Here is a 20,382-nt window from a genome sequence, read left to right on the forward strand (position 1 = left end):
CAATCAAGTAATCCTATGATCGTTAAATGTCCCACCTGTAAAACCGACGTGGAGTGGAATGAAACAAGTCAGTTTCGACCTTTTTGCTCAAAGCGCTGTCAACTGATTGACCTCGGTGAATGGGCGGAAGAAGATAAAGCGATCCCAGGCGCGCCTGATACGTCTGATTCCGATGTCTGGTCGGAAGATATGGGGCATTAATTCCAGTTACGAGAGGCGAGATCCTAGTTCCTAGAGACTCGGATCTCGCTACTTCAGCGAAGCTGAACCAACTTTGCCAACACCGCATCATTCGCATCCGGGAACGCATAGCGCGTCAAATCAGTCAGCTTCACCCACTCCCCCGGCTGGCCTTCTTTACCATAGGCTTCACCATTAAAGGCTTTAACCAAGTAAAAGTCGAACTTGAGCGCCTTATCGGGAAAATCATGTTCCAAGGCAATAAAATGTTCTAGTTCCGTGGCATTAATACCCACTTCTTCAAACAATTCACGGACAACCGCTTGTTCCGCCGTTTCACCGGCTTCCACTTTTCCACCGGCAAACTCCCAGAAACCGCCCTGGTGTGCTTTTGCTGCACGCCGGGTAATAAAGACCTGATCATGATCAGGGTTGAGAATGATCCCGGCCGAGATCCAAATGCGCTTTTTATCCAAACTGATAACCTACTGACTGTGTCGAGTGGCGAGTATCGAGTATCGAGTATCGAGAAAAGCACTCTCGTTACGCGTATCTCTCATCTCGCTTATCTTTTTTCATAAACAAAAAGGCCGCTTGCGCGACCTTTTTACTCTATAAAACCGTGATTCGGCGGATCAATTAATTGATCTTACCGTGACATTGTTTGTATTTCTTGCCAGAACCACATGGACAAGGCTCGTTACGGCCCACTTTACGCTCATCACGCTGGAAAGTACCTGCAGCGGCTTGCTCATCACTGTTATCAGCGATTTGGCTATCGGCATTCTGATGTTGATACTGCTGACGGCGAGCCAGCTCTTCCGCTTGCTGGCGGCGCTCAGCTTCCATCCGATCAACTTCTTCCTGCTGTTGTACACGCACTTTGCTCAGGATTGCGATCACATCAGATTTAAGGCTTTCTAACATTTCCTCAAACAGTTCAAACGATTCGCGCTTGTACTCTTGTTTTGGATTCTTCTGGGCATAACCACGCAGGTGGATCCCCTGACGCAGGTGATCCATCGCAGCAAGGTGCTCTTTCCAAAGCATATCCAGATTTTGCAGCATGACCGTTTTTTCGAAGTTACGAAGCACTTCAGCGCCTACCACATCCTCTTTCTGCTGATAGATAGAAACGGCTTGCTCAACAATACGTTCACGCAGCGCTTCTTCGTAAAGCTTGTCTTCCGTATCCAGCCATTCCTGAATCGGCAGATCCAGATCGAAATCGGTTTTAAGACGATCTTCCAGCCCTTTCACATCCCACATTTCTTCCAGTGACTGTGGCGGAATATAGCTGTCAATCATCGCAAGCAGAACGTCTTCGCGATTTTGTCCGATCATGTCGCTGATATCATCAGCGTTCATCAGTTCATCACGTAATTCGTAAACGACCTTACGCTGATCGTTCGCCACATCATCGAATTCAAGTAATTGCTTACGGATATCGAAGTTACGGCCTTCAACCTTACGCTGAGCATTTTCAATTGCCTTAGTTACCCAAGGGTGCTCAATCGCTTCGCCTTCTTCCATACCCAGCTTTTTCATCATGTTAGAAACACGATCTGACGCAAAGATACGCATCAGACCATCTTCCATCGATAGATAGAAGCGTGAAGAACCGGCATCGCCCTGACGACCCGAACGGCCTCGTAACTGGTTATCGATACGGCGAGATTCATGACGCTCGGTACCGATAATATGCAAACCTCCCGAAGTCAGAACAGCAGCATGATATTCTTTCCACTTCGCTTTAATCTGTTCGATTTGGCCATCCGTTGGTGCTTCCAGCTTGGCAATTTCATTCTGCCAGCTACCACCTAACACGATATCCGTACCACGACCGGCCATATTGGTCGCAATGGTCACAGAACCAGTCTGACCCGCCTGAGCAACAATGTCGGCTTCTTTTTCGTGGAACTTAGCGTTCAGTACCTGGTGCTTAATACCTTGCTTTTTCAATGCATTAGACAGCAATTCGGATTTTTCAATCGAAACTGTGCCCACCAATACCGGTTGGCCTTTGACAACACGCTCTTTAATATCGTCGCAGATTGCCGTAAATTTCTCCGCCTCGGTCATGTAAACCAAATCACCCATATCATCACGGACCATGGGCTTATTCGTCGGCAGAACAACGGTTTCCAAGCCGTAGATAGACTGGAATTCAAATGCTTCTGTATCAGCAGTACCGGTCATACCAGACAGTTTGCTATACAGACGGAAATAGTTCTGGAAGGTAATGGATGCCAGCGTCTGGTTTTCATTCTGGATCTTCACGCCTTCTTTGGCTTCAACAGCCTGGTGAAGACCTTCAGACCAGCGACGGCCCGGCATAGTACGACCCGTGTGCTCATCGACAATGATCACTTCGTCATCTTTAACGATATAATCAACATCGCATTCAAACAGAACATGGGCACGCAGTGCAGCATTCACATGATGCAACAGGCTGATGTTAGTAGGAGAATACAAGGTATCATCCTCTGCCATCATTTCGTTCTGCTTCAGTAATTCTTCCACAAACTCCTGACCGTTTTCAGTCAGGTGAGTCTGTTTGGATTTCTCGTCAACAGTGTAGTGACCTTCGCCACGATACTCTTCGCTGTCTTCCTGATCTTGCCTAACCAGCAGGGGAATAAGCGTATTGATCTTGGTATAAAGTTCTGAACTATCTTCGGCAGGGCCGGAGATGATCAACGGAGTACGGGCTTCATCGATAAGGATGGAGTCGACTTCATCGACAACGGCAAAGAAGCGTTCACGCTGAACACGATCTTCCGGGCGGAACGCCATGTTATCGCGTAGGTAATCAAAACCAAATTCGTTATTGGTACCGTAAAGCACATCGGCGGCGTAAGCTTCTTTTTTCGCTTGCGGCGGCATATTGGGTACGTTGACACCAACGGTCATACCCAGGAATTCAAATAACGGACGGTTTGTTTCAGCATCACGCGAAGCCAGGTAGTCATTCACGGTAACAATGTGAACACCTTTACCTGTCAGCGCATTCAGATAGGCAGGCAAGGTTGCAGTTAATGTCTTACCTTCACCGGTACGCATCTCTGCAATCTGGCAATTGTCCAGTACCATGCCGCCAATCAACTGAACGTCGAAATGGCGCATGCCAAACACACGATTTGATGCTTCACGAACTGTTGCAAACGCTTCAGGAAGAAGCTGTTCCAGTGTTTCACCCTGATCTAAACGCTCACGAAATTCGGCTGTTTTTGCTTTCAGCTCTTCATCCTGAATGTTTTCAAATTGAGGTTCTAACTTGTTGATTTCATCAACAACTTTGCGCAAACGACGCAGGGTGCGGTCGTTACGGCTACCGATAACTTTAGTCAGTAGTTTTGATAACATGACGATGCCGTTTCTCTTTGTTATTTCAGCTCACAATACACGCTGAATTGCTTAATCTGAGGGTCATTGACGGGGATAGTGGTCATCCCTGTTCCGCCTGAATCCGTCACTTTGGGTGACAATGAGGCCAACACCTAAAACAATGGTTGTAAATGATATTGTGGCACTCCTTGTCACTTTCAAGGGGAATAAGAAAACAATACCATTGTTACGACATAATGTTGGCTGGAACGACCAATAATCAGCAGTCATTCCCATTGGTTAACAGATCATTTCGGCGCATGACATCCCATGGAGCTGGTATAATAAGCCATATTAACGATGCCGCCTATGGTAAAAGCAAGTGACTTGCTCTCCATATATGAAAAATTAGAACTTATACCAGTCTGGTTAACCAAACATTGATCCGGGAATGAGTATTATGAGAGATCATCGCCCCCAAACAACAGCCAGCCTGTTGGATGACAGCGGTTTGAGCAATATTCAGCAGCGTGCGATTGCGCTTAGCAAGCTCAATGATGCCGTGCGCCAACACTTAAATTGCGCCCAGCATTGCCGTGTTAGTAACTATCGCCAGGGGATCTTAATTATTGAAACCTCTTCTGCAGCCTGGTCTATGCGGCTCAACTATGAACGCAATACCTTAATCAGCCAGTTACGATCTAACCTACTGCCGAAGCTGGTTAATATTGAGATCAAAGTGAACCCGGAGCTCGCTGCGGTACAGAAGGCTAAAGAAGATAAAAAGCCGGATATTGTGCAAAAACCGATCAGCGCGGTTGCCGCTCAGCACTTATTAGCCGCAGCGGCCAACGCCCCCGATAAAGTGAAGGCGAAGCTTGAGCGGCTGGCGCAGTTAGCAGCAAAGAGATAAGTTCTAGGTTCTAGTGCCTTGACTCATTAATTATGATTGATTGAACAGATTAGTTTTTTATCGATGAAGCCAAACCGTCGTCATCCTCGAAATCGCTTAATGCTGATCTTTTTATTATCGATTGGATTTACAGTAGCGATTATCGGGGATCCACAGTCCACTGAACCTTCCGTGCATGATGGATCCCTGATAACACGCCAGGTAAGTTTTGAGAAAGCCTACAAGTTCAGTGTTTGGCGGTTTCTGGGATGACGGACTTTAACCGTTTCAATCATCTTCACTGTGTTTAGGTGCTAAGTTCTAAAGAATATAAAACAAAAAAGCCGGACTGAGTCCGGCTTTTTTTAAATTCTTAATTTGTGCTTAAGCTAGCACCATACCCGGTTGGGCAAACGTCACAGGAACGTCTTGCTCTTCCTGGAAGGTTGACCACTCATACGCTTCTTGATCAGCCAATACCGCACGCAATAATTGGTTATTCAGTGCATGGCCTGATTTGTATGCGCGCATTTCACCAATGATATTGTGGCCACACATGTACAGATCGCCAATGGCATCCAATACTTTGTGAGTCACGAGCTCATTGTCAAAACGCAAGCCTTCATCGTTTAGGATGCGGTAGTCATCCAGAACAATCGCGTTGTCAAAACTCCCGCCCAGACACAAGTTCTGAGACTGAAGATATTCAATGTCACGCATGAAGCCAAAGGTACGAGCACGGCTGATATCTTTTACGAATGACTTACTTGAAAAATCCAGCACCAAGCGCTGCTGATCTGAATCAATCGCAGGATGGTTAAAGTCGATAGCAAAGTCGAGACGGAAACCATTATAAGGAACCAGCTCCGCCCATTTGTCGCCATCTTCAATGCGAACAGGCTTTTTGATACGTAAGAAACGCTTAGGCGCGTTCAACGTTTCAATTCCCGCAGATTGAAGCAGATAGATAAACGGGCTTGCACTACCATCCATAATTGGGATTTCAGGTGCATCAACTTCGATAATAACATTATCGATGCCCATGCCGGCTAATGCTGCATTCAAGTGTTCAACGGTTGAGATACGCACGCCTTGTTCATTAACAAGCGCTGTACATAGCATGGTATCACGCACAGAATTTGCGTCTGCAGGAAAATCCACTGGTGGATTTAAATCTGTACGACGGTAAATCACACCCGTATTTGCGGCCGCTGGGCGCAAAATAAGCGTGACTTTACGCCCGGAGTGAAGACCCACTCCAATTGTTTGCACAATGCTTTTAAGCGTACGTTGTCTGATCATCTGCTTGTCTCAACTGTTTTTCTAGCCCGTCTTTTACAGACTAATAACCCGCCCATTCCTCTGTTGCATAACGACCCGTTATATAACGAAAATGGGCAGAAATCATACCATATATCAGGATATAACCCAAACCATTTACTTTTTAGCTATCCAGACCTTAACGATGGTCGCCCATTAACGCCATCGAAAGTGCTCATTTATCATTATAAACTCTGCACTCTCATCTTGCGCTTGAAAAACATCGCTGCGATCTGCACTGCCAAAAAACATTACTAACTAATCACTAAAAATCAGTCAGCTTGCTTGCGTAAAAATGCTGGAATATCAAGGTAATCATGCTCAGCTTGAGGTTTTGATTTTTGTGCTGTCGCCGTCGATGAAGACTGCTGAACACTGCTACTTTCTACTGCCGCAGATGGCTGAGAAAGCGGTGCAGCCTTTGGCTCTTCAACTGGTACAGCTGGTTTTTCCTGCTGTACTGCCTGAACTGGCTTCGCCGTCGTCACTAATGTGATATCCGGCTTAGATTCTTTACCGATGCCTGTCGCGACTACTGTTACACGTAGTTCATCACTCATATCAGGATCAAGTGACGTACCGATAACAACCGTTGCGTTGTCCGATGCAAAAGCTTTCACTGTGTTACCCACAGTTTCAAACTCGTCAAGACGCATATCCAGGCCAGCGGTAATGTTAACCAAGACGCCACGAGCACCAGCAAGATCGATGTCTTCCAATAGCGGGCTTGAAATCGCCATTTCTGCCGCTTCTTCAGCTCGATCATCACCGGTAGCGACACCGCTACCCATCATTGCGTGGCCCATTTCTGACATCACAGTACGCACGTCCGCAAAGTCGACGTTGATCATGCCAGGACGAGTGATCAGCTCTGCAATACCTTGTACAGCATTTTTCAAGACATCATTTGCTTTCGCAAATGCATCTAATAGAGTGATACCACGACCTAATACTTTCAGTAGCTTTTCATTCGGAATCGTAATCAGGGAATCGACGTGCTTAGAAAGCTCTTCAATGCCTTGTTCCGCGAAAGCCATGCGCTTCTTGCCTTCAAAGCTAAATGGCTTAGTCACAACGGCAACAGTCAGAATACCGAGTTCTTTTGCCACTTCAGCAATAATAGGCGCAGCACCCGTACCGGTGCCACCGCCCATACCGGCTGCGATGAATATCATGTCAGAACCGTCAAGCGCCGCTTTAATCGCCTCGCGATCTTCAAGCGCAGAATCACGACCCACTTGTGGGTTTGCACCCGCTCCCAGACCTTTGGTGATGTCACCACCAATCTGGATAACAGTGCTAACACTGGTTTTACGAAGTGCCTGAGCATCAGTATTTACACTGATGAACTGAACACCTTCAATCGACTCACGTACCATGTGATCGACAGCATTACCGCCGCCGCCGCCAACGCCAATGACCTTAATTACCGCTTCATCAGACATTTCCATCATCGGTTCAAACATTTGTTCTCTCCGTTCATCCTGTTCGCATCAGGGTTAAAATTCTTTTTTTAGCCAGCCACTGATTTTGGCGAATATTCCTGAAACCGATCGTTTTGGTTCCAGTTCACCTTCATCAAATGCCTGACTGTCCTTTCCGTAATGCAGTAAACCTACTGCTGTAGCAAAATGCGGCGCCTGAACATAATCAGTTAACCCACTTAGCTCCAAGGGCTGACCAATACGTACCTGATTGCGGAAAACCCGCTCAGCACACTCAATCAAACCTTCCATCTGCGCGGCACCGCCTGTTAAGACAATACCGGCAGCTAAATGATGTTTTACACCCGCATCTCGCAGTTGATCTTGTATTTCGACTAGCTTGTGATTAACCAGCCCCAATAATTCACTGTATCGAGGCTCTATCACTTCCGCTAAAGTCTGACTTTGTAAACTTCTTGATGGTCGACCTCCCACACTAGGGACATCAACCTTGGCATCTTTACTTACCAGCTCACTCAGCGCACAGCCGTATTTCACTTTGATCTTTTCCGCGTCGCCTGGCGGCGTACCAAATGCGTAAGCAATGTCACTGGTGACAACATTGCCGGCATACGGTATCACTTCAGCATGGCGTAACGCGCCACCAGACCAGACCGCGAGATCCATGGTGCCACCACCAATATCAACGACGCAAACACCCAGTTCACGTTCATCTGCCGTGAGCACAGCATGGCTGGCAGCCAGGCCAGAAAAAATAAGGTGATCGACTTTCAACCCACAACGCTCAACCGCTTTAACGATATTGCGCGCCATGTCGTTGTGACAAGTGATCAGATGAACACTGGCTTCCATGCGAACCCCCGATAAACCAACCGGGTTTTTTATGCCGTCCTGATAATCAATAGCAAATTCCTGAGGAATTACATGTAAAGTTCGGTGTTCATCGCTAATTTTTACCGATTTCGCCGTATGAATAACATTATCGACGTCATCTTGGGTTACCTCTTTGTCAGAAATCGGCACCATGCCTTTTTCTGTTTGGCAACGAATATGTTTGCCTGATAACGACAAATACACGGAAGAGATTTGGCAATCTGCCATCAGTTCCGCTTGATCAACCGCACGCTGAACCGATTTCACGACGGATTCAAGATCATTGACTCCGCCTTTATCCATTCCACGCGACGGGCTGCTGCCGACCCCAATGACATTTACATTGCCATCAGGAAGCACTTCTCCAACCAAAGCACATACTTTGGAGGTGCCGATATCAAGACCAACTATGAGTTTTTTATCTGCCGCCTTAGTCATTAGCGCACGCTCTTATTCTTGTTCAGGAACAATTTTCCAACCCACAGCTGCGCCAGTATCATAACGCAAGTCTACGTACTCTATCGCCTTGCCCTGCTGTTCTAACTCAGGATAAAGCCATATAAAGCGCTCCAGGCGCTCCATCCGGGCCTCTCGACCCAGCTCAAGCCGAATTCCATTGGTCAGCCATATTCGCCAGGATCGTCGCTCGTTTAATGCAAGCGTATCAATTTCAAAGCCCGCAAGCTGTAATCTTGGTTGCATTTCACGCAACGCAGCAAGCACTTCCTGACTATTATTATCAGGTCCTGTCAGATGAGCCAACCCTAAATCGGCCACCTGCTGTGCTTGCGCGGCAAAAACCATACCTTGCTGATTAACCAGATGCTCGTCATTCCAGACCGCAGCAGGTTGATGCTCAACAAGAAACACTTTTACTGTTTCTGGCCATTGTTTACGTACTGATGCACGTGATACCCAAGGTAATGACTCTAATATTCCTTGTATATCATCGACATCCTGAGTCATGAAACTGCCCAGATGATCAAGCTGCAAAATCGCCTGGCGTACATCTTCGGTTGTCAGGTAATCCAGTTCGCCTTGAATGACCAGTTGAGAAAGAGGCAAACGATTTACGTCTGTCATCCAGTTCATCGTGGCACTGATCAACCATGCTGTAAAACCAATGACAAAAAGAAAAAACGCCAATCCCCCCCAGTGTCTGCTAACAACTGAAGGTGAAAGATAGCTTATTCTTTTTACGACTGCTTCAGCCATATTTTGTCTGCTTACCCTTACCTAACTAGCCAATATTGCCAATCCGTAAGTCATGGAGCTACCCAGGTATTACTAAGCAAAGTTGAGCGATTATACCGACCAACTCGTTGCTCTCCAACTATTGTTGACGTTTTCGTTGCATAACCTGATGCTAATTCCATATTGGCGGTGATAAAACCCACAAAAACAATGCCAAAGCGCACAAATAATAATGCTGGCATTTTCACCGCCACACGCTTATGAGAGGCTATTCGCCTCTCATTTCGGTAATATCCAGCTTCATTTCCGCTAATTGACGCGCAATTTTGCCCACATCGCCGGCACCCTGGGTCAACACTAAATCATCATTTTGAATAATATTGGCCAGTGCCGCGGGTAATGCATCACATGTCGGAACAAAAATCGGATCAATTCTGCCTCGCCCCCGAATCGTTCTGCACAGTGCACGTCCATCGGCCCCGGCAATCGGTGTTTCACCGGCCGAATACACATCCAGCATCAGCAACACATCGACCTGTTCCAGTACATTGGCAAAATCATCATACAGATCACGAGTCCGGCTGTATCGATGCGGCTGGAACACCATCACCAGGCGTTTATCTTGCCAGCCAGCGCGGGCTGCCTGAATCGTCACATCCACTTCACTTGGATGGTGGCCGTAGTCATCGACCAGCATAACGGTGCCATTGCCCGTTTCAAAATCGCCTAAATGGTCAAAACGACGTCCTGTCCCTTGAAACTCTGCCAGTGCGTGAATAATGGCATCATCATTGACACCTTCTTCTGTTGCCACGGCCACCGCAGCTGTCGCATTTAGCGCATTGTGCTTACCCGGAACATTCAATTTTACGGTAAGTCTAGGTTTGCCTTTGCGTAAAATTGAAAAATAGCCCTGTTGGCCTTGCTGATTATAATCAACAAGACGCAAATCGGCATCCTCAGAAAAACCGTACGTTATTATTTGACGTCCAATTTTGGGTAACAGCTCACGAACAACAGGATCATCGATACACATCACCGCCAAACCATAAAATGGCAGATTATGAAGGAAATCGATAAATGTCTGCTTTAATACTTCAAAATCACCACCATAGGTATCCATATGGTCAGCTTCAATATTGGTGACGATCGATACCATCGGCTGCAGATGCAAGAATGACGCATCACTTTCATCCGCTTCTGCAATCAGGTAACGACTACAGCCTAAACGGGCATTGGTACCCGCGCTTTTTACCAAACCGCCATTGACAAAGGTCGGATCGAGACCAGCTTCAGAATAGATTTGTGTCAGCAAAGCGGTGGTGGTGGTTTTACCATGGGTTCCGGCAACTGCAATTCCATGACGATAGCGCATCAGCTCTGCCAGCATCTCTGCCCGGCGTACCACAGGAATACGTTGTTCTCTTGCTGCAACCAGTTCAGGGTTATCCTGCGCTATCGCGGTCGAGACCACTACCACACTGGCACCGGTGACATTTTCAGCCGCATGGCCAAAAAAGATTTCCGCGCCTTTGCTCGTCAGGCTATTGGTCACAGCGTTCGGGGCAAGATCTGATCCGCTAATACGGTAACCTTCATTCACTAATACTTCTGCGATGCCGCTCATTCCGGCACCACCAATTCCAACAAAGTGAATACGCTCAACGCGGCGCATCTCTGGCACCATGGTTCTGATTTTTGCTAATTGCTGGTTATCCAGTTTACTCATCACTCTGTTCTCATCTTATTTTGTTGCTAGCGATTTGATCACGTTCGCTACCCGAACGTCAGCATCAACTATCGCTGCATCCCGTGCAGCACTTGCCATTTTCTCAAGTGTGCGACGATCTAAATGGTTTAATTCTTCAGCTAAGCCTGCCGCAGTTAAATCCATCTGCTCAATCATTTTAGCGGCACCACCCTGTACCAGATGATCGGCATTTAATGCCTGCTGGCGATCTTTATGCATGAAAGGAACGAAAATCGCCCCCACCCCGGCTGCCGACAACTCTGAAACCGTTAACGCACCGGAACGGCACACCACGATATCTGCCCAGGCATACGCCGCCGCTATATCATCAATAAATTCGGTGACTTTATGAGGCCTATCGGTTTGAGCGGCATAAGCTTGCTCGGTTTCAGCCTGGCTTCCTTTACCCGCCTGATGCCAGATAGTCACTTTATCGCCTAACAAACCCGCGACTTCAGGTAGTGTCTGGTTCAGAATACGTGCCCCTTGGCTTCCGCCCATAACAAGAATACGTACCGGGCCCTGGCGATCGGCAAAACGTTCCTGAGGGCTTGCGAGTGCTGTCACATCCTGACGAACAGGATTACCAACAACCTCTTTATTGGCAAAAGCACCAGGAAATGCCTGTAAAACCTGGGCGGCGAGTCGAGATAACCATTGATTGGTTAAACCCGCCACCGCATTCTGTTCGTGTAACACAATGGGGACACCCGAGAGCCAGGCAGCAACGCCACCGGGACCGCTGACATAACCGCCCATGCCAAGTACCACATCCGGTTGCCAGGCTTTAATGTATTTTCTTGCTTGCAGGATCGCACCGACAATTTTAACAGGCGCGGCCAACAAACCCATGATGCCCTGACCACGTAAGCCTTTCACTTTAATGAAGTCGATTTCAATGCCATGCTTTGGCACCAAATCTGCTTCCATACGATCCGCAGTACCTAGCCAGCGAATTTCCCAGCCTTCTTGCTGTAATTTTTTTGCAACAGCCAATCCCGGAAAAACATGACCGCCAGTACCACCAGCCATCACTAATAAACGTTTATTGTTGTTCATTGTTGGTATTTTTATCATCCAATTGTTCTGAATCTACAGGTCCGTATTTCGCTGCCAGCCGCTGTTCATGGTCGATTCGCAGCAAAATAGCGACCGCTGCTGACATAATAAACAAACTTGAACCACCATAACTGATCAAGGGTAGTGTCAGGCCTTTGGTCGGCACCATGCCGACTGCTGCGCCGACATTGACCAGAGTCTGAAATGCGAACCAGAAACCAAACCCAAATGCCAGAAAACCACCAAACAGCTGTTCTGACTGTAAGCATTTACGGCCAATAAAGAGCGCTTTAAATACCAGGGCGAAAATCAGTATCAGCACAACCGTGACCCCGATCAGCCCCAGCTCTTCGGCCAGCACCGCAAACACAAAGTCAGTATGCGCCTCTGGCAGGTACTCCAGCTTTTGAATCGAGTTACCCAGCCCCTGTCCCAACCACTCGCCACGGCCAAAGGCCATTAATGACTGAGTCAGCTGGTAACCACTGCCGAACGGGTCTTCCCACGGATCCAAAAAAGATGTGACACGACGCATCCGGTAGGGCTCGAACACAATCAAAACGCCAATACCAAATAACGCGGTCGCAATCATTGCCAGAAATTGCCATAACTTGGCTCCGGCAATAAACAACATGCCTACGGTTGTGACAAACATCACGACGAAGGAGCCTAAATCCGGTTGCTGCAGCAACAGCACAGCCAGAATACCTAAAACGACCAGCGGCTTGATAAAGCCAAAAAAACTCTCTCGTACCTGGCTGTATTGACGAACCAGATAACCGGCTAGAAATATAAACAGCGATAACTTCGCAACTTCCGCTGGCTGCAGGTTAAAAATCCCTAGCGGGATCCAGCGAGATGCCCCATTCACTGAACGGCCAATCAGCAATACCAAGACCAGCAAGAATATGGACGTCAGCAACATCGGCACACTAAGCTGACGCCAGCGTTCCAGCGGCACCTGGACGATAAAAGCGGCTATCACCAGTGAACAAACCAGAAAGAAACCATGACGCAAGGCAAAATAAAAAGGTATATCGGTCAGACGGGTAGCCACTGGCACGGAAGCTGAGGTTACTATCACCAGACCCGTCACCATCAAGGCCAGGGCTATCCACACCAGCTGACGGTCATACATGCAAGGCGCTGCCGGTTTGGTTAACCAGTCACTGGCCGATAACATGCCATTTCTGGCTTGTTTTAGCATGCAGTTGCTCCGGCTACGTTATGCTGCAGCACTTTCGCCTGTTCGATAAATGCATCCCCCCGCGCCATAAAGTTAGGGAACTGATCAAAACTGGCACATGCTGGCGACAACAAAATCATGTCTCCCGCCCGTGCCGCCTGTGCGGCCATGTCCATCGCTTGTGCCATCGTCTCGACACAAACCGGCGCTTCAACCAAAGACGCAAAAATATGGCCATCACGGCCAAAACAGTACAGCTGTACATTTAAGTCCGCCAGAACAGGCTTTAGTTCAGAAAAATCAGCCCCTTTTCCGTCACCACCGACTAACAGATGCAGCCGACCCGATAAATTCAGCCCTTTCAGCGCCGCCAGCGTACTGGCCAGATTGGTTGCCTTAGAGTCATTGACCCATTGTACCCCATGCTCAGTAACCACTAACTGGCAACGGTGTGTCAGGCCGGTATAGCGTTTTAAAGCCCGGCAAGCCGCCTGACGATCAATATTAACCGCGTCAGCCAGTGCAAGGGCTGCCAGGCTGTTGGCAACATTATGACGGCCGACTAGCGCAATATCGCGGGTTTTCATCTGAGATTGACCCGCGACCGCTAAATATTCTTCACCCTGCTCCAGTTTCAGACCATATTCTTCTGCATCAAAACCAAAACTGGTCATCGCATGGGCAAAATCGTGTGGACAGGTCGCCAGATCATCACGGTTATAAATAGCCAAATCCGTATGGTTAAAGATCCGCATCTTCGCCTGGCTGTAATCATCCAGCCCCAGGTAGCGATCCATGTGATCTTCTGACAGATTTAGATACACCGCGGCTTTGAGTTGCAGCGATGAGGTCGTCTCCAGCTGAAAACTGGACAACTCTAAGACATACAAGTCATGATCTTGCGCCAGCATATCCAGTGCCGCAAAACCGATATTGCCCCCCACACCGACGTTAATACCGGCTTCTTTTGCCATCTCGCCGACCAGGCTGGTGACGGTACTCTTACCATTTGATCCGGTGATCGCGACAACAGGCTTGGTGACGGCGCGAGCAAATAACTCGATATCGCCGACGATCTCAATGTCCGCTTCAGCGGCTGCCTGCAACTCTGGGGTCGCCAGGGCAATGCCCGGACTGGCAACAATCAGATCGGCCTCTAAAAGCCAATCCATGTTCCACTGCCCGGCGCATAACTCCACACTTGTTGGCAGCTTATCTTGCCCAGGCGGTGTGGTACGGGTATCAATCACTTTTATATCGCGTTCGCCAGATTGACGTAGCAGATGATTAACCACCGACAGGCCGGTCATTCCCAACCCGATGACGACTACCTTCTTCACACCGTCTAAGCCATTCATTTATCGTACCTTTAGCGTTGCCAGGGCAATCAATACCAACATTAATGTGATGATCCAGAAACGAACGATAACACGAGGTTCCGGCCAGCCTTTCAGCTCATAGTGGTGATGGATCGGCGCCATACGGAAGATGCGCTGACCACGTAATTTGTAAGAGCCCACCTGCAGGATCACCGACACGGTTTCCATCACGAATACCCCGCCCATGATAACCAGCAGCAACTCCTGGCGTACCAGTACCGCAATCGTACCCAGGGCGCCACCCAGCGCCAGGGAACCGACATCGCCCATAAACACCTGAGCCGGATAGGTGTTAAACCAGAGGAAACCGAGCCCGGCCCCGACAATAGCGGTACACACGATCACCAGCTCACTGGCATCCTTCAGGTAAGGAATATGCAGGTAGTTAGCAAAGTTCACGTTACCGGTCGCCCAGGCAATAAATGCCATGCCCGCAGCGACCATTACCGTCGGCATGATCGCCAGGCCGTCAAGGCCATCGGTCAGGTTCACCGCATTGCTGGTACCCACGATCACCAAATAGGTGAATACAATATAAAACAGGCCAAGCTGAGGCATCACGTCTTTAAAGAACGGGACAACCAGTTGCGTTGCGGCGGTATCTTTACCGTATGCATACAGGGCAAAAGCGACCACAAAAGCAATTACGGACTGCCAGAAGAACTTCCAGCGAGCAACCAGACCATCGGTGTTCTTGCGCACCACTTTACGGTAATCATCGACAAAGCCAACCGCACCATAACCCAGCATGACGGTTAATACCGCCCAGACATACGGATTGGATAAGTCAGACCATAATAAAATAGTGATCGTGATCGCCGCCAGGATCATGATACCGCCCATGGTTGGCGTACCACGCTTGCTGAAATGAGATTCAGGGCCGTCATTACGTACTACCTGGCCAATTTGCAGCATTTGCAAACGGGCGATAAGACGAGGTCCCATCCACAGGGAGAGGATCAGTGCCGTCAGGACACTGACGATTGCGCGAAACGTCAAATATTCAAACAGGCGAAAAAAAGGAAAAGAGGACTCTAATAAGTCGGCTAACCAGTAAATCATTGTGTGTTTTCCTGCAATGCGGCGATAACTTCTTCCATTCGGGAACTACGTGCTCCTTTTACCAGCACGGTTACCTCTTGGTGCTGTGGATTAAGCTGCTCTGTCAGCAATTGGATCAGTGCTGACTTGTCTTCAAAATGTTGTCCCTGGTTCATCTGGCTGACGACAGAACTGGCACGACCATAAGTCAGCACCTGATCCAACGTTCTTTGCGTTGCATACTCAGCGATCTCTCGGTGCAGTTTGTCACTGTCTTCACCCAGTTCAGCCATGTCGCCTAAAATGAACCAGCGTTGTCCCTTAAACGATGCCAGGAGATCAATCGCTGCTTTAACCGAAGCGACACTCGCGTTATAGGTATCATCAATCAGGCGTAACCCGTCACGTGGCTGGCTGACTTCAACCCGCCCTTTTACATTTGCTACCCGCTCCAGACCCGCTTTAACTTGTGCCAGGGTTGCCCCCGTTGCCATTGTTAATGCAGCAGCAGCCAGGGCATTTGCCACATTGTGAGTGCCCGCTAACGTTAATGTGATCTCAGTTTCGCCTTCAGGGGTGCGCATTGTAAAACAAGCGAGCCCTTCAGAGTTAATAAATATGTCAGTTGCTGAGAGATCGGCACCAGATTGAGTGGTCGAGAAGGTTAAAATCTGATGTTCAGCCAATAATGGCTGCCACATTGCCAGTTCGTTAGAATCCAGATTGATAATAGCCGTTCCTTGCGACGCTTGAGGCAACGGCGTTAAACCTTCAAAGATTTCACCTTTGGCTTTGGCGACTCCCGCCAAGGAGCCAAACCCTTCAAGGTGTGCTTCCGCCAGGTTATTGATCAAGGCGACCTGAGGCTTCACCAGATTAGCGGTGTAAGCAATTTCATGCTGATGATTGGCACCCAGCTCAATCACCGCATATTCATGTTCCGGGGTCAGCCGCAATAAGGTAAGCGGTACACCGATGTCATTATTAAAGTTACCCGCCGTGGCCAGTACTTTGCCTTTCTGGCTTAAAATCGCTGCCGCCATCTCTTTCACTGTGGTTTTTCCACAGCTACCGGTCAGCGCCAAGGTCTTAAGACCGTGCTCTTGCTGCATGGTCTGTTTCAGCCAGGTTCCTAGCTGACCCAGCGCAATACGGGTATCTTTAACGACCAGCTGCGGTAAGCCAACAGGTAAGTGACGACTTACTAATAGTGCCGCTGCACCATTATTCATTGCACTCTGACAAAAATCATGGGCATCAAAACGTTCGCCTTTCAGGGCGATAAATAACGTCTCAGCCGTAATGTTCCGGGTATCCGTTGATACCTCGGCGATTCTGGTATCGCAACCAATCAGTTCAGCATCCAGAATGTCAGCCAGTTGTGTTAGCTGAACGTCGATCATGCGTTTTCCCCATTCGTTTTTCCTGAAGCGTCGCTTTCCATAAGCAGGGCTTGTACCGTTTCACGGTCAGAATAATAGATAGTGCGATCGGCCAGAATTTGATAATCCTCATGGCCTTTTCCTGCAAGTAATACAATATCAGCGGCATCGGCTTGTTCCAGCGCCCGCAGACACGCCGCTTTGCGATCATGGATCACCGTGGCCATTTCCGGCAGTCGCAATCCCCGAAGCATATCAGCCATGATGATTGCCGGATCTTCACTGCGCGGGTTGTCATCGGTCAGAATAATATGATCGGCCAAACGTTCAGCCACTTGCGCCATCATCGGACGCTTACCGCTGTCACGATCGCCACCACAACCGAAAATGCACCACAATTTACCGCGACAATGTACCCGTAAAGCCTCCAGGGCTTTTTCTAGCGCATCAGGGGTGTGAGCATAATCAACAACAACCATTGATTTGTCAGGTCTTTGAAAAACTTCCATCCGCCCAATTACGGCTTGTAACTTTGGTGCTGTTGCGGTTAGCCGGCCTAAGGGGTGGCCTAATGCTAATAACGTGGCAAGGGCCAGCAATAGATTGGTGACATTAAACGATCCGACTAGCGGGGCGGTAAAGTGTCCTTGTCCCCAGCGGGAGTCAAACGTAATACTCACCCCCTGAGTACTATACGCGACATCGGTAAGCCATAACGCCGGCCCTTGGTGCCCGGCGATCGACGCTTTATCAGTTGCAACAGCAACGGCATTCGGCAGCTCTGACAGCCAGGCTCTGCCCGTTTCATCATCAGCATTAATCACCGGGATGCCTGCGTTATGCTCCGTAAACAGGGTTTTCTTGGCGTCGGCATAATTGGCCATATCACCATGATAATCGAGATGATCACGACTCAGATTGGTAAAAATACTGGCGCAAAAATTCAGATCCTTGACTCGCCCCTGGACCAAACCATGAGAAGAGATCTCCATGGCCGCTAAATTCGCGCCATGAGCAACCAGATCGGCCAGTACCTGCTGAATTTCAATGGCACTGCCTGTGGTATTGGCCGCAGGTTTCAATTGGTTCAGTAAACCATTGCCGGTTGTCCCCATCACACCAGATCTGTAACCAAGCAAATCGGCCCACTGGGCCAGCAGCTGGCTGATGGTGGTTTTACCATTGGTTCCGGTCACGGCAATCAGCTTTAACTGGCTGTCAGGCTGGCCATAAAAACGACCGGCAAGAGCGGAAAGCTGTGAGCTGAGATTGGTAACGTAAATAATGAAGGCACCCGCTTGCTCGACGATATCACCATGCTCAGCGATGCCATCGGCTTCTGCCAGTATGACACTCGCCCCCGCATCTATTGCCGCAGGGATAAAGCGACGGCCATCAACCGCGTGACCGTTTATCGCCACAAATAAACCACCGGCCTTCACCTCTCGGCTATCTAAGGTCAGGCTATTGACCTCAAGTTCAGCCAGAGGCCGGGGTAAAGACAAATTGGAAAGCCGTAATTTGGAAAGCCATAATTTTGAAAATAATGGAGACAAAAACGCTCCTATCTTATGGTTCTGACTAGGTGTCGCCATGCGTATTGCCCTTGTTATGAACGATATTTAACTGCTCTCCCGTACCGGCATCCGGCGGGACATTTAAGATCTGGAGGGCACTGCCCATGACTTCGGCGAAGATCGGCGCGGCGATAGCCCCGCCGTAATACTGATCACCCTGCGGCTCATTCACTACCACCACCATCGCCAGACGAGGATTACTGATAGGGGCAAGACCGGCGGTCATCGCCACATATTCATCGCTATAACCGCCAGCAGCGGCCTTTTTCGCAGTACCCGTTTTCGCACCGACACGGTAACCCGGTACCGCCGCACGCTTGGCACTTCCTCCGGGATGGGTCACGGTTTCCAGCATATTGAGCAGTTTACGGCTGTTTTCAGACGAAACCACCTGACGGCCCGGCACCACATCTTCTGTTTTCAAAATCGAGAGCGGGCGGTTTACCCCCAGCGCACCCAGCGTGGCATAGGCCCGAACCAGCTGGATAGGCGTGACGGAAATCCCGTAGCCAAACGCCAGTGTCGCACGCTCAAAATCAGACCAGCGACGTCGATCGGGGAAAAATCCCATCGCCTCGCCAATTAAGTTAATACCAGACTCATCACCTAAACCGACACTGCTGTACATCCCCAGCAATGCATCAACCGGCATCGCCAGTGACAGCTTACTCACACCGATATTACTGGATTTTTGCAAAATCTTAGCCAAGTTAACCTTACCGACTTTAGAGACATCCCGTACCCGGCTACCTCCGATTTGGAAAATGCCATTACCGGTATTGATAATGGTATTTTCATCAGCCGTGCCGTTTTCCATCGCCGCCAACACCACAAACGGTTTAATGGTCGAACCCGGCTCCATGGCATCTGTAATGGCGCGATTACGCATCCGGTAACTTTGTAACTGACTGCGGTTATTGGGATTGTAAGATGGCGCGTTCACCATCGCCAGGATCTCACCGGTTCGAACATCAACCATCACCACTGACGCTGAAGCCGCCCGGTAATCCACAACAGCTTGCTTCACCGCGCGATACGCGACAGCCTGTAAACGCTGGTCAATACTCAGAACCAGCGGTTTACCCGGCTCACGCTTTTGCAGTGAAATATTCTCGACCACACGGCCATAGCGATCTTTACGCACGGTGCGTCGTCCCGGCTCACCAGTCAGCCAGCCATCGTAGGTACGCTCGACGCCTTCCAAGCCATGGCTATCGATACCGGTTACCCCGATAATATGCGCACTGACTTCGCCTGCGGGATAAAAGCGGCGGGATTCATCTTTTAGACCAATACCGGGAAGCTTTAACTTACTGACATAGGCAGCCATTGCCGGACTGACCTGACGTTGCAGGTAGATAAAGCGGCGCTTTTTATTTTTACCAAGGCGGGTAAGCAGTTGCTGGCGGTCTACCCCCAGCACATCCGCTAAGGCGTGCCAGCGCTGAACTTCTTGAATACCGCCGGTTTTGTATATTTGGACCGGATCTGCCCAAATAGCCTGAACCGGTACGCTGACGGCAAGTTGCTCTTCATTGCGATCAGAAATCATACCCCGGGCAGAAGGCATTGCTTTCACGCGTAACGAACGCAGATCCCCCTCCTGAATTAACCTGCCCGGTTCCAGCACCTGGATATAGGCTGCACGGCCAACCAGAGCGAGCAAGGCGAGAGCAACAAACCCGCATATAACACCAAAGCGCCACGGGATAAATACCGGTGGCGCTTCATGGCGACGTTGATTTTTGGTTTCTGGACGCTTAAAAAATTTCATAAA

The 20,382-nt window shown here is 49.0% G+C and carries 17 protein-coding genes; 2 read left to right on the forward strand and 15 right to left on the reverse strand.

The genetic code is table 11. The features are described 5' to 3' along the window. The first annotated feature begins 15 nt into the window (after positions 1–15). Positions 16–201, forward strand: a complete 186-nt coding sequence (gene yacG / locus L4D76_RS11010; protein ID WP_428440951.1) for a DNA gyrase inhibitor YacG — start codon at positions 16–18, stop codon at positions 199–201. A gap of 53 nt (positions 202–254) precedes the next feature. On the opposite strand, the gene mutT is transcribed toward yacG, so the two are convergent. Together mutT and secA are read right to left on the reverse strand one after the other, a co-directional pair. Continuing rightward, positions 255–656: an 8-oxo-dGTP diphosphatase MutT gene (gene mutT / locus L4D76_RS11015; RefSeq protein WP_428440952.1), complete on the reverse strand. Its 402-nt coding sequence runs from the start codon at positions 654–656 to the stop codon at positions 255–257. Between the two features lie 163 nt (positions 657–819). Then, on the reverse strand, positions 820–3,546 hold the full coding sequence (gene secA / locus L4D76_RS11020; RefSeq protein ID WP_428440953.1) for a preprotein translocase subunit SecA: 2,727 nt from the start codon (positions 3,544–3,546) through the stop codon (positions 820–822). Between the two features lie 421 nt (positions 3,547–3,967). Between secA and L4D76_RS11025 the strand changes: the two genes are divergently transcribed. Then, a complete protein-coding gene (locus tag L4D76_RS11025; protein ID WP_428440954.1) occupies positions 3,968–4,420 on the forward strand; it encodes a DUF721 domain-containing protein in 453 nt (150 codons plus the stop codon). Between the two features lie 363 nt (positions 4,421–4,783). Here L4D76_RS11025 and lpxC read toward each other — a convergent pair whose 3' ends face one another. From lpxC to ftsI, 13 genes are all read right to left on the reverse strand, one after another. Continuing rightward, a complete protein-coding gene (gene lpxC, locus L4D76_RS11030; protein WP_428440955.1) occupies positions 4,784–5,701 on the reverse strand; it encodes a UDP-3-O-acyl-N-acetylglucosamine deacetylase in 918 nt (305 codons plus the stop codon). Between the two features lie 290 nt (positions 5,702–5,991). Next, entirely contained in the window at positions 5,992–7,185 is a 1,194-nt protein-coding gene (gene ftsZ / locus L4D76_RS11035; protein ID WP_428440956.1) for a cell division protein FtsZ, read from the reverse strand. A gap of 33 nt (positions 7,186–7,218) precedes the next feature. Next, on the reverse strand, positions 7,219–8,475 hold the full coding sequence (ftsA, locus tag L4D76_RS11040; protein ID WP_428440957.1) for a cell division protein FtsA: 1,257 nt from the start codon (positions 8,473–8,475) through the stop codon (positions 7,219–7,221). A gap of 12 nt (positions 8,476–8,487) precedes the next feature. Continuing rightward, positions 8,488–9,252: a cell division protein FtsQ/DivIB gene (locus L4D76_RS11045; RefSeq protein WP_428440958.1), complete on the reverse strand. Its 765-nt coding sequence runs from the start codon at positions 9,250–9,252 to the stop codon at positions 8,488–8,490. A gap of 50 nt (positions 9,253–9,302) precedes the next feature. Further along, entirely contained in the window at positions 9,303–9,473 is a 171-nt protein-coding gene (locus L4D76_RS11050; RefSeq protein ID WP_428440959.1) for a hypothetical protein, read from the reverse strand. A gap of 26 nt (positions 9,474–9,499) precedes the next feature. Beyond that, the gene (gene murC / locus L4D76_RS11055) at positions 9,500–10,960 is read right to left on the reverse strand and encodes a UDP-N-acetylmuramate--L-alanine ligase (protein WP_428441036.1); all 1,461 of its coding nucleotides are present in this window, start codon (positions 10,958–10,960) and stop codon (positions 9,500–9,502) included. Between the two features lie 15 nt (positions 10,961–10,975). Continuing rightward, entirely contained in the window at positions 10,976–12,040 is a 1,065-nt protein-coding gene (gene murG / locus L4D76_RS11060) for an undecaprenyldiphospho-muramoylpentapeptide beta-N-acetylglucosaminyltransferase (protein ID WP_428440960.1), read from the reverse strand. Beyond that, on the reverse strand, positions 12,027–13,247 hold the full coding sequence (ftsW, locus tag L4D76_RS11065; protein ID WP_428440961.1) for a cell division protein FtsW: 1,221 nt from the start codon (positions 13,245–13,247) through the stop codon (positions 12,027–12,029). The genes murG and ftsW overlap by 14 nt, the downstream gene beginning before the upstream one ends. Then, on the reverse strand, positions 13,241–14,584 hold the full coding sequence (murD, locus tag L4D76_RS11070; RefSeq protein ID WP_428440962.1) for a UDP-N-acetylmuramoyl-L-alanine--D-glutamate ligase: 1,344 nt from the start codon (positions 14,582–14,584) through the stop codon (positions 13,241–13,243). The genes ftsW and murD overlap by 7 nt, the downstream gene beginning before the upstream one ends. Continuing rightward, the gene (gene mraY, locus L4D76_RS11075) at positions 14,585–15,667 is read right to left on the reverse strand and encodes a phospho-N-acetylmuramoyl-pentapeptide-transferase (protein ID WP_428440963.1); all 1,083 of its coding nucleotides are present in this window, start codon (positions 15,665–15,667) and stop codon (positions 14,585–14,587) included. Further along, on the reverse strand, positions 15,664–17,049 hold the full coding sequence (murF, locus tag L4D76_RS11080) for a UDP-N-acetylmuramoyl-tripeptide--D-alanyl-D-alanine ligase (protein WP_428440964.1): 1,386 nt from the start codon (positions 17,047–17,049) through the stop codon (positions 15,664–15,666). Before murF ends, mraY begins: the two co-directional genes overlap by 4 nt. Beyond that, positions 17,046–18,623: a UDP-N-acetylmuramoyl-L-alanyl-D-glutamate--2,6-diaminopimelate ligase gene (gene murE / locus L4D76_RS11085; RefSeq protein WP_428440965.1), complete on the reverse strand. Its 1,578-nt coding sequence runs from the start codon at positions 18,621–18,623 to the stop codon at positions 17,046–17,048. The genes murF and murE overlap by 4 nt, the downstream gene beginning before the upstream one ends. Further along, entirely contained in the window at positions 18,610–20,379 is a 1,770-nt protein-coding gene (gene ftsI, locus L4D76_RS11090) for a peptidoglycan glycosyltransferase FtsI (protein ID WP_428441037.1), read from the reverse strand. Before ftsI ends, murE begins: the two co-directional genes overlap by 14 nt. Positions 20,380–20,382: the final 3 nt, after the last annotated feature.

Source organism: Photobacterium sagamiensis, from assembly GCF_050337085.1.
Lineage (GTDB): Bacteria > Pseudomonadota > Gammaproteobacteria > Enterobacterales > Vibrionaceae > Photobacterium > Photobacterium sagamiensis.

What these genes read in the sequence shown, in the direction of transcription:
- yacG (WP_428440951.1), top strand. Translation starts at nt 16, where the DNA reads ATGATCGTTAAATGTCCCACCTGTAAAACCGACGTGGAGTGGAATGAA.
- secA (WP_428440953.1), bottom strand. Translation starts at nt 3,546, where the DNA reads ATGTTATCAAAACTACTGACTAAAGTTATCGGTAGCCGTAACGACCGC.
- L4D76_RS11025 (WP_428440954.1), top strand. Translation starts at nt 3,968, where the DNA reads ATGAGAGATCATCGCCCCCAAACAACAGCCAGCCTGTTGGATGACAGC.
- lpxC (WP_428440955.1), bottom strand. Translation starts at nt 5,701, where the DNA reads ATGATCAGACAACGTACGCTTAAAAGCATTGTGCAAACAATTGGAGTG.
- ftsZ (WP_428440956.1), bottom strand. Translation starts at nt 7,185, where the DNA reads ATGTTTGAACCGATGATGGAAATGTCTGATGAAGCGGTAATTAAGGTC.
- ftsA (WP_428440957.1), bottom strand. Translation starts at nt 8,475, where the DNA reads ATGACTAAGGCGGCAGATAAAAAACTCATAGTTGGTCTTGATATCGGC.
- L4D76_RS11045 (WP_428440958.1), bottom strand. Translation starts at nt 9,252, where the DNA reads ATGGCTGAAGCAGTCGTAAAAAGAATAAGCTATCTTTCACCTTCAGTT.
- L4D76_RS11050 (WP_428440959.1), bottom strand. Translation starts at nt 9,473, where the DNA reads ATGCCAGCATTATTATTTGTGCGCTTTGGCATTGTTTTTGTGGGTTTT.
- murC (WP_428441036.1), bottom strand. Translation starts at nt 10,960, where the DNA reads ATGAGTAAACTGGATAACCAGCAATTAGCAAAAATCAGAACCATGGTG.
- murG (WP_428440960.1), bottom strand. Translation starts at nt 12,040, where the DNA reads ATGAACAACAATAAACGTTTATTAGTGATGGCTGGTGGTACTGGCGGT.
- ftsW (WP_428440961.1), bottom strand. Translation starts at nt 13,247, where the DNA reads ATGCTAAAACAAGCCAGAAATGGCATGTTATCGGCCAGTGACTGGTTA.
- murD (WP_428440962.1), bottom strand. Translation starts at nt 14,584, where the DNA reads ATGAATGGCTTAGACGGTGTGAAGAAGGTAGTCGTCATCGGGTTGGGA.
- mraY (WP_428440963.1), bottom strand. Translation starts at nt 15,667, where the DNA reads ATGATTTACTGGTTAGCCGACTTATTAGAGTCCTCTTTTCCTTTTTTT.
- murF (WP_428440964.1), bottom strand. Translation starts at nt 17,049, where the DNA reads ATGATCGACGTTCAGCTAACACAACTGGCTGACATTCTGGATGCTGAA.
- murE (WP_428440965.1), bottom strand. Translation starts at nt 18,623, where the DNA reads ATGGCGACACCTAGTCAGAACCATAAGATAGGAGCGTTTTTGTCTCCA.
- ftsI (WP_428441037.1), bottom strand. Translation starts at nt 20,379, where the DNA reads ATGAAATTTTTTAAGCGTCCAGAAACCAAAAATCAACGTCGCCATGAA.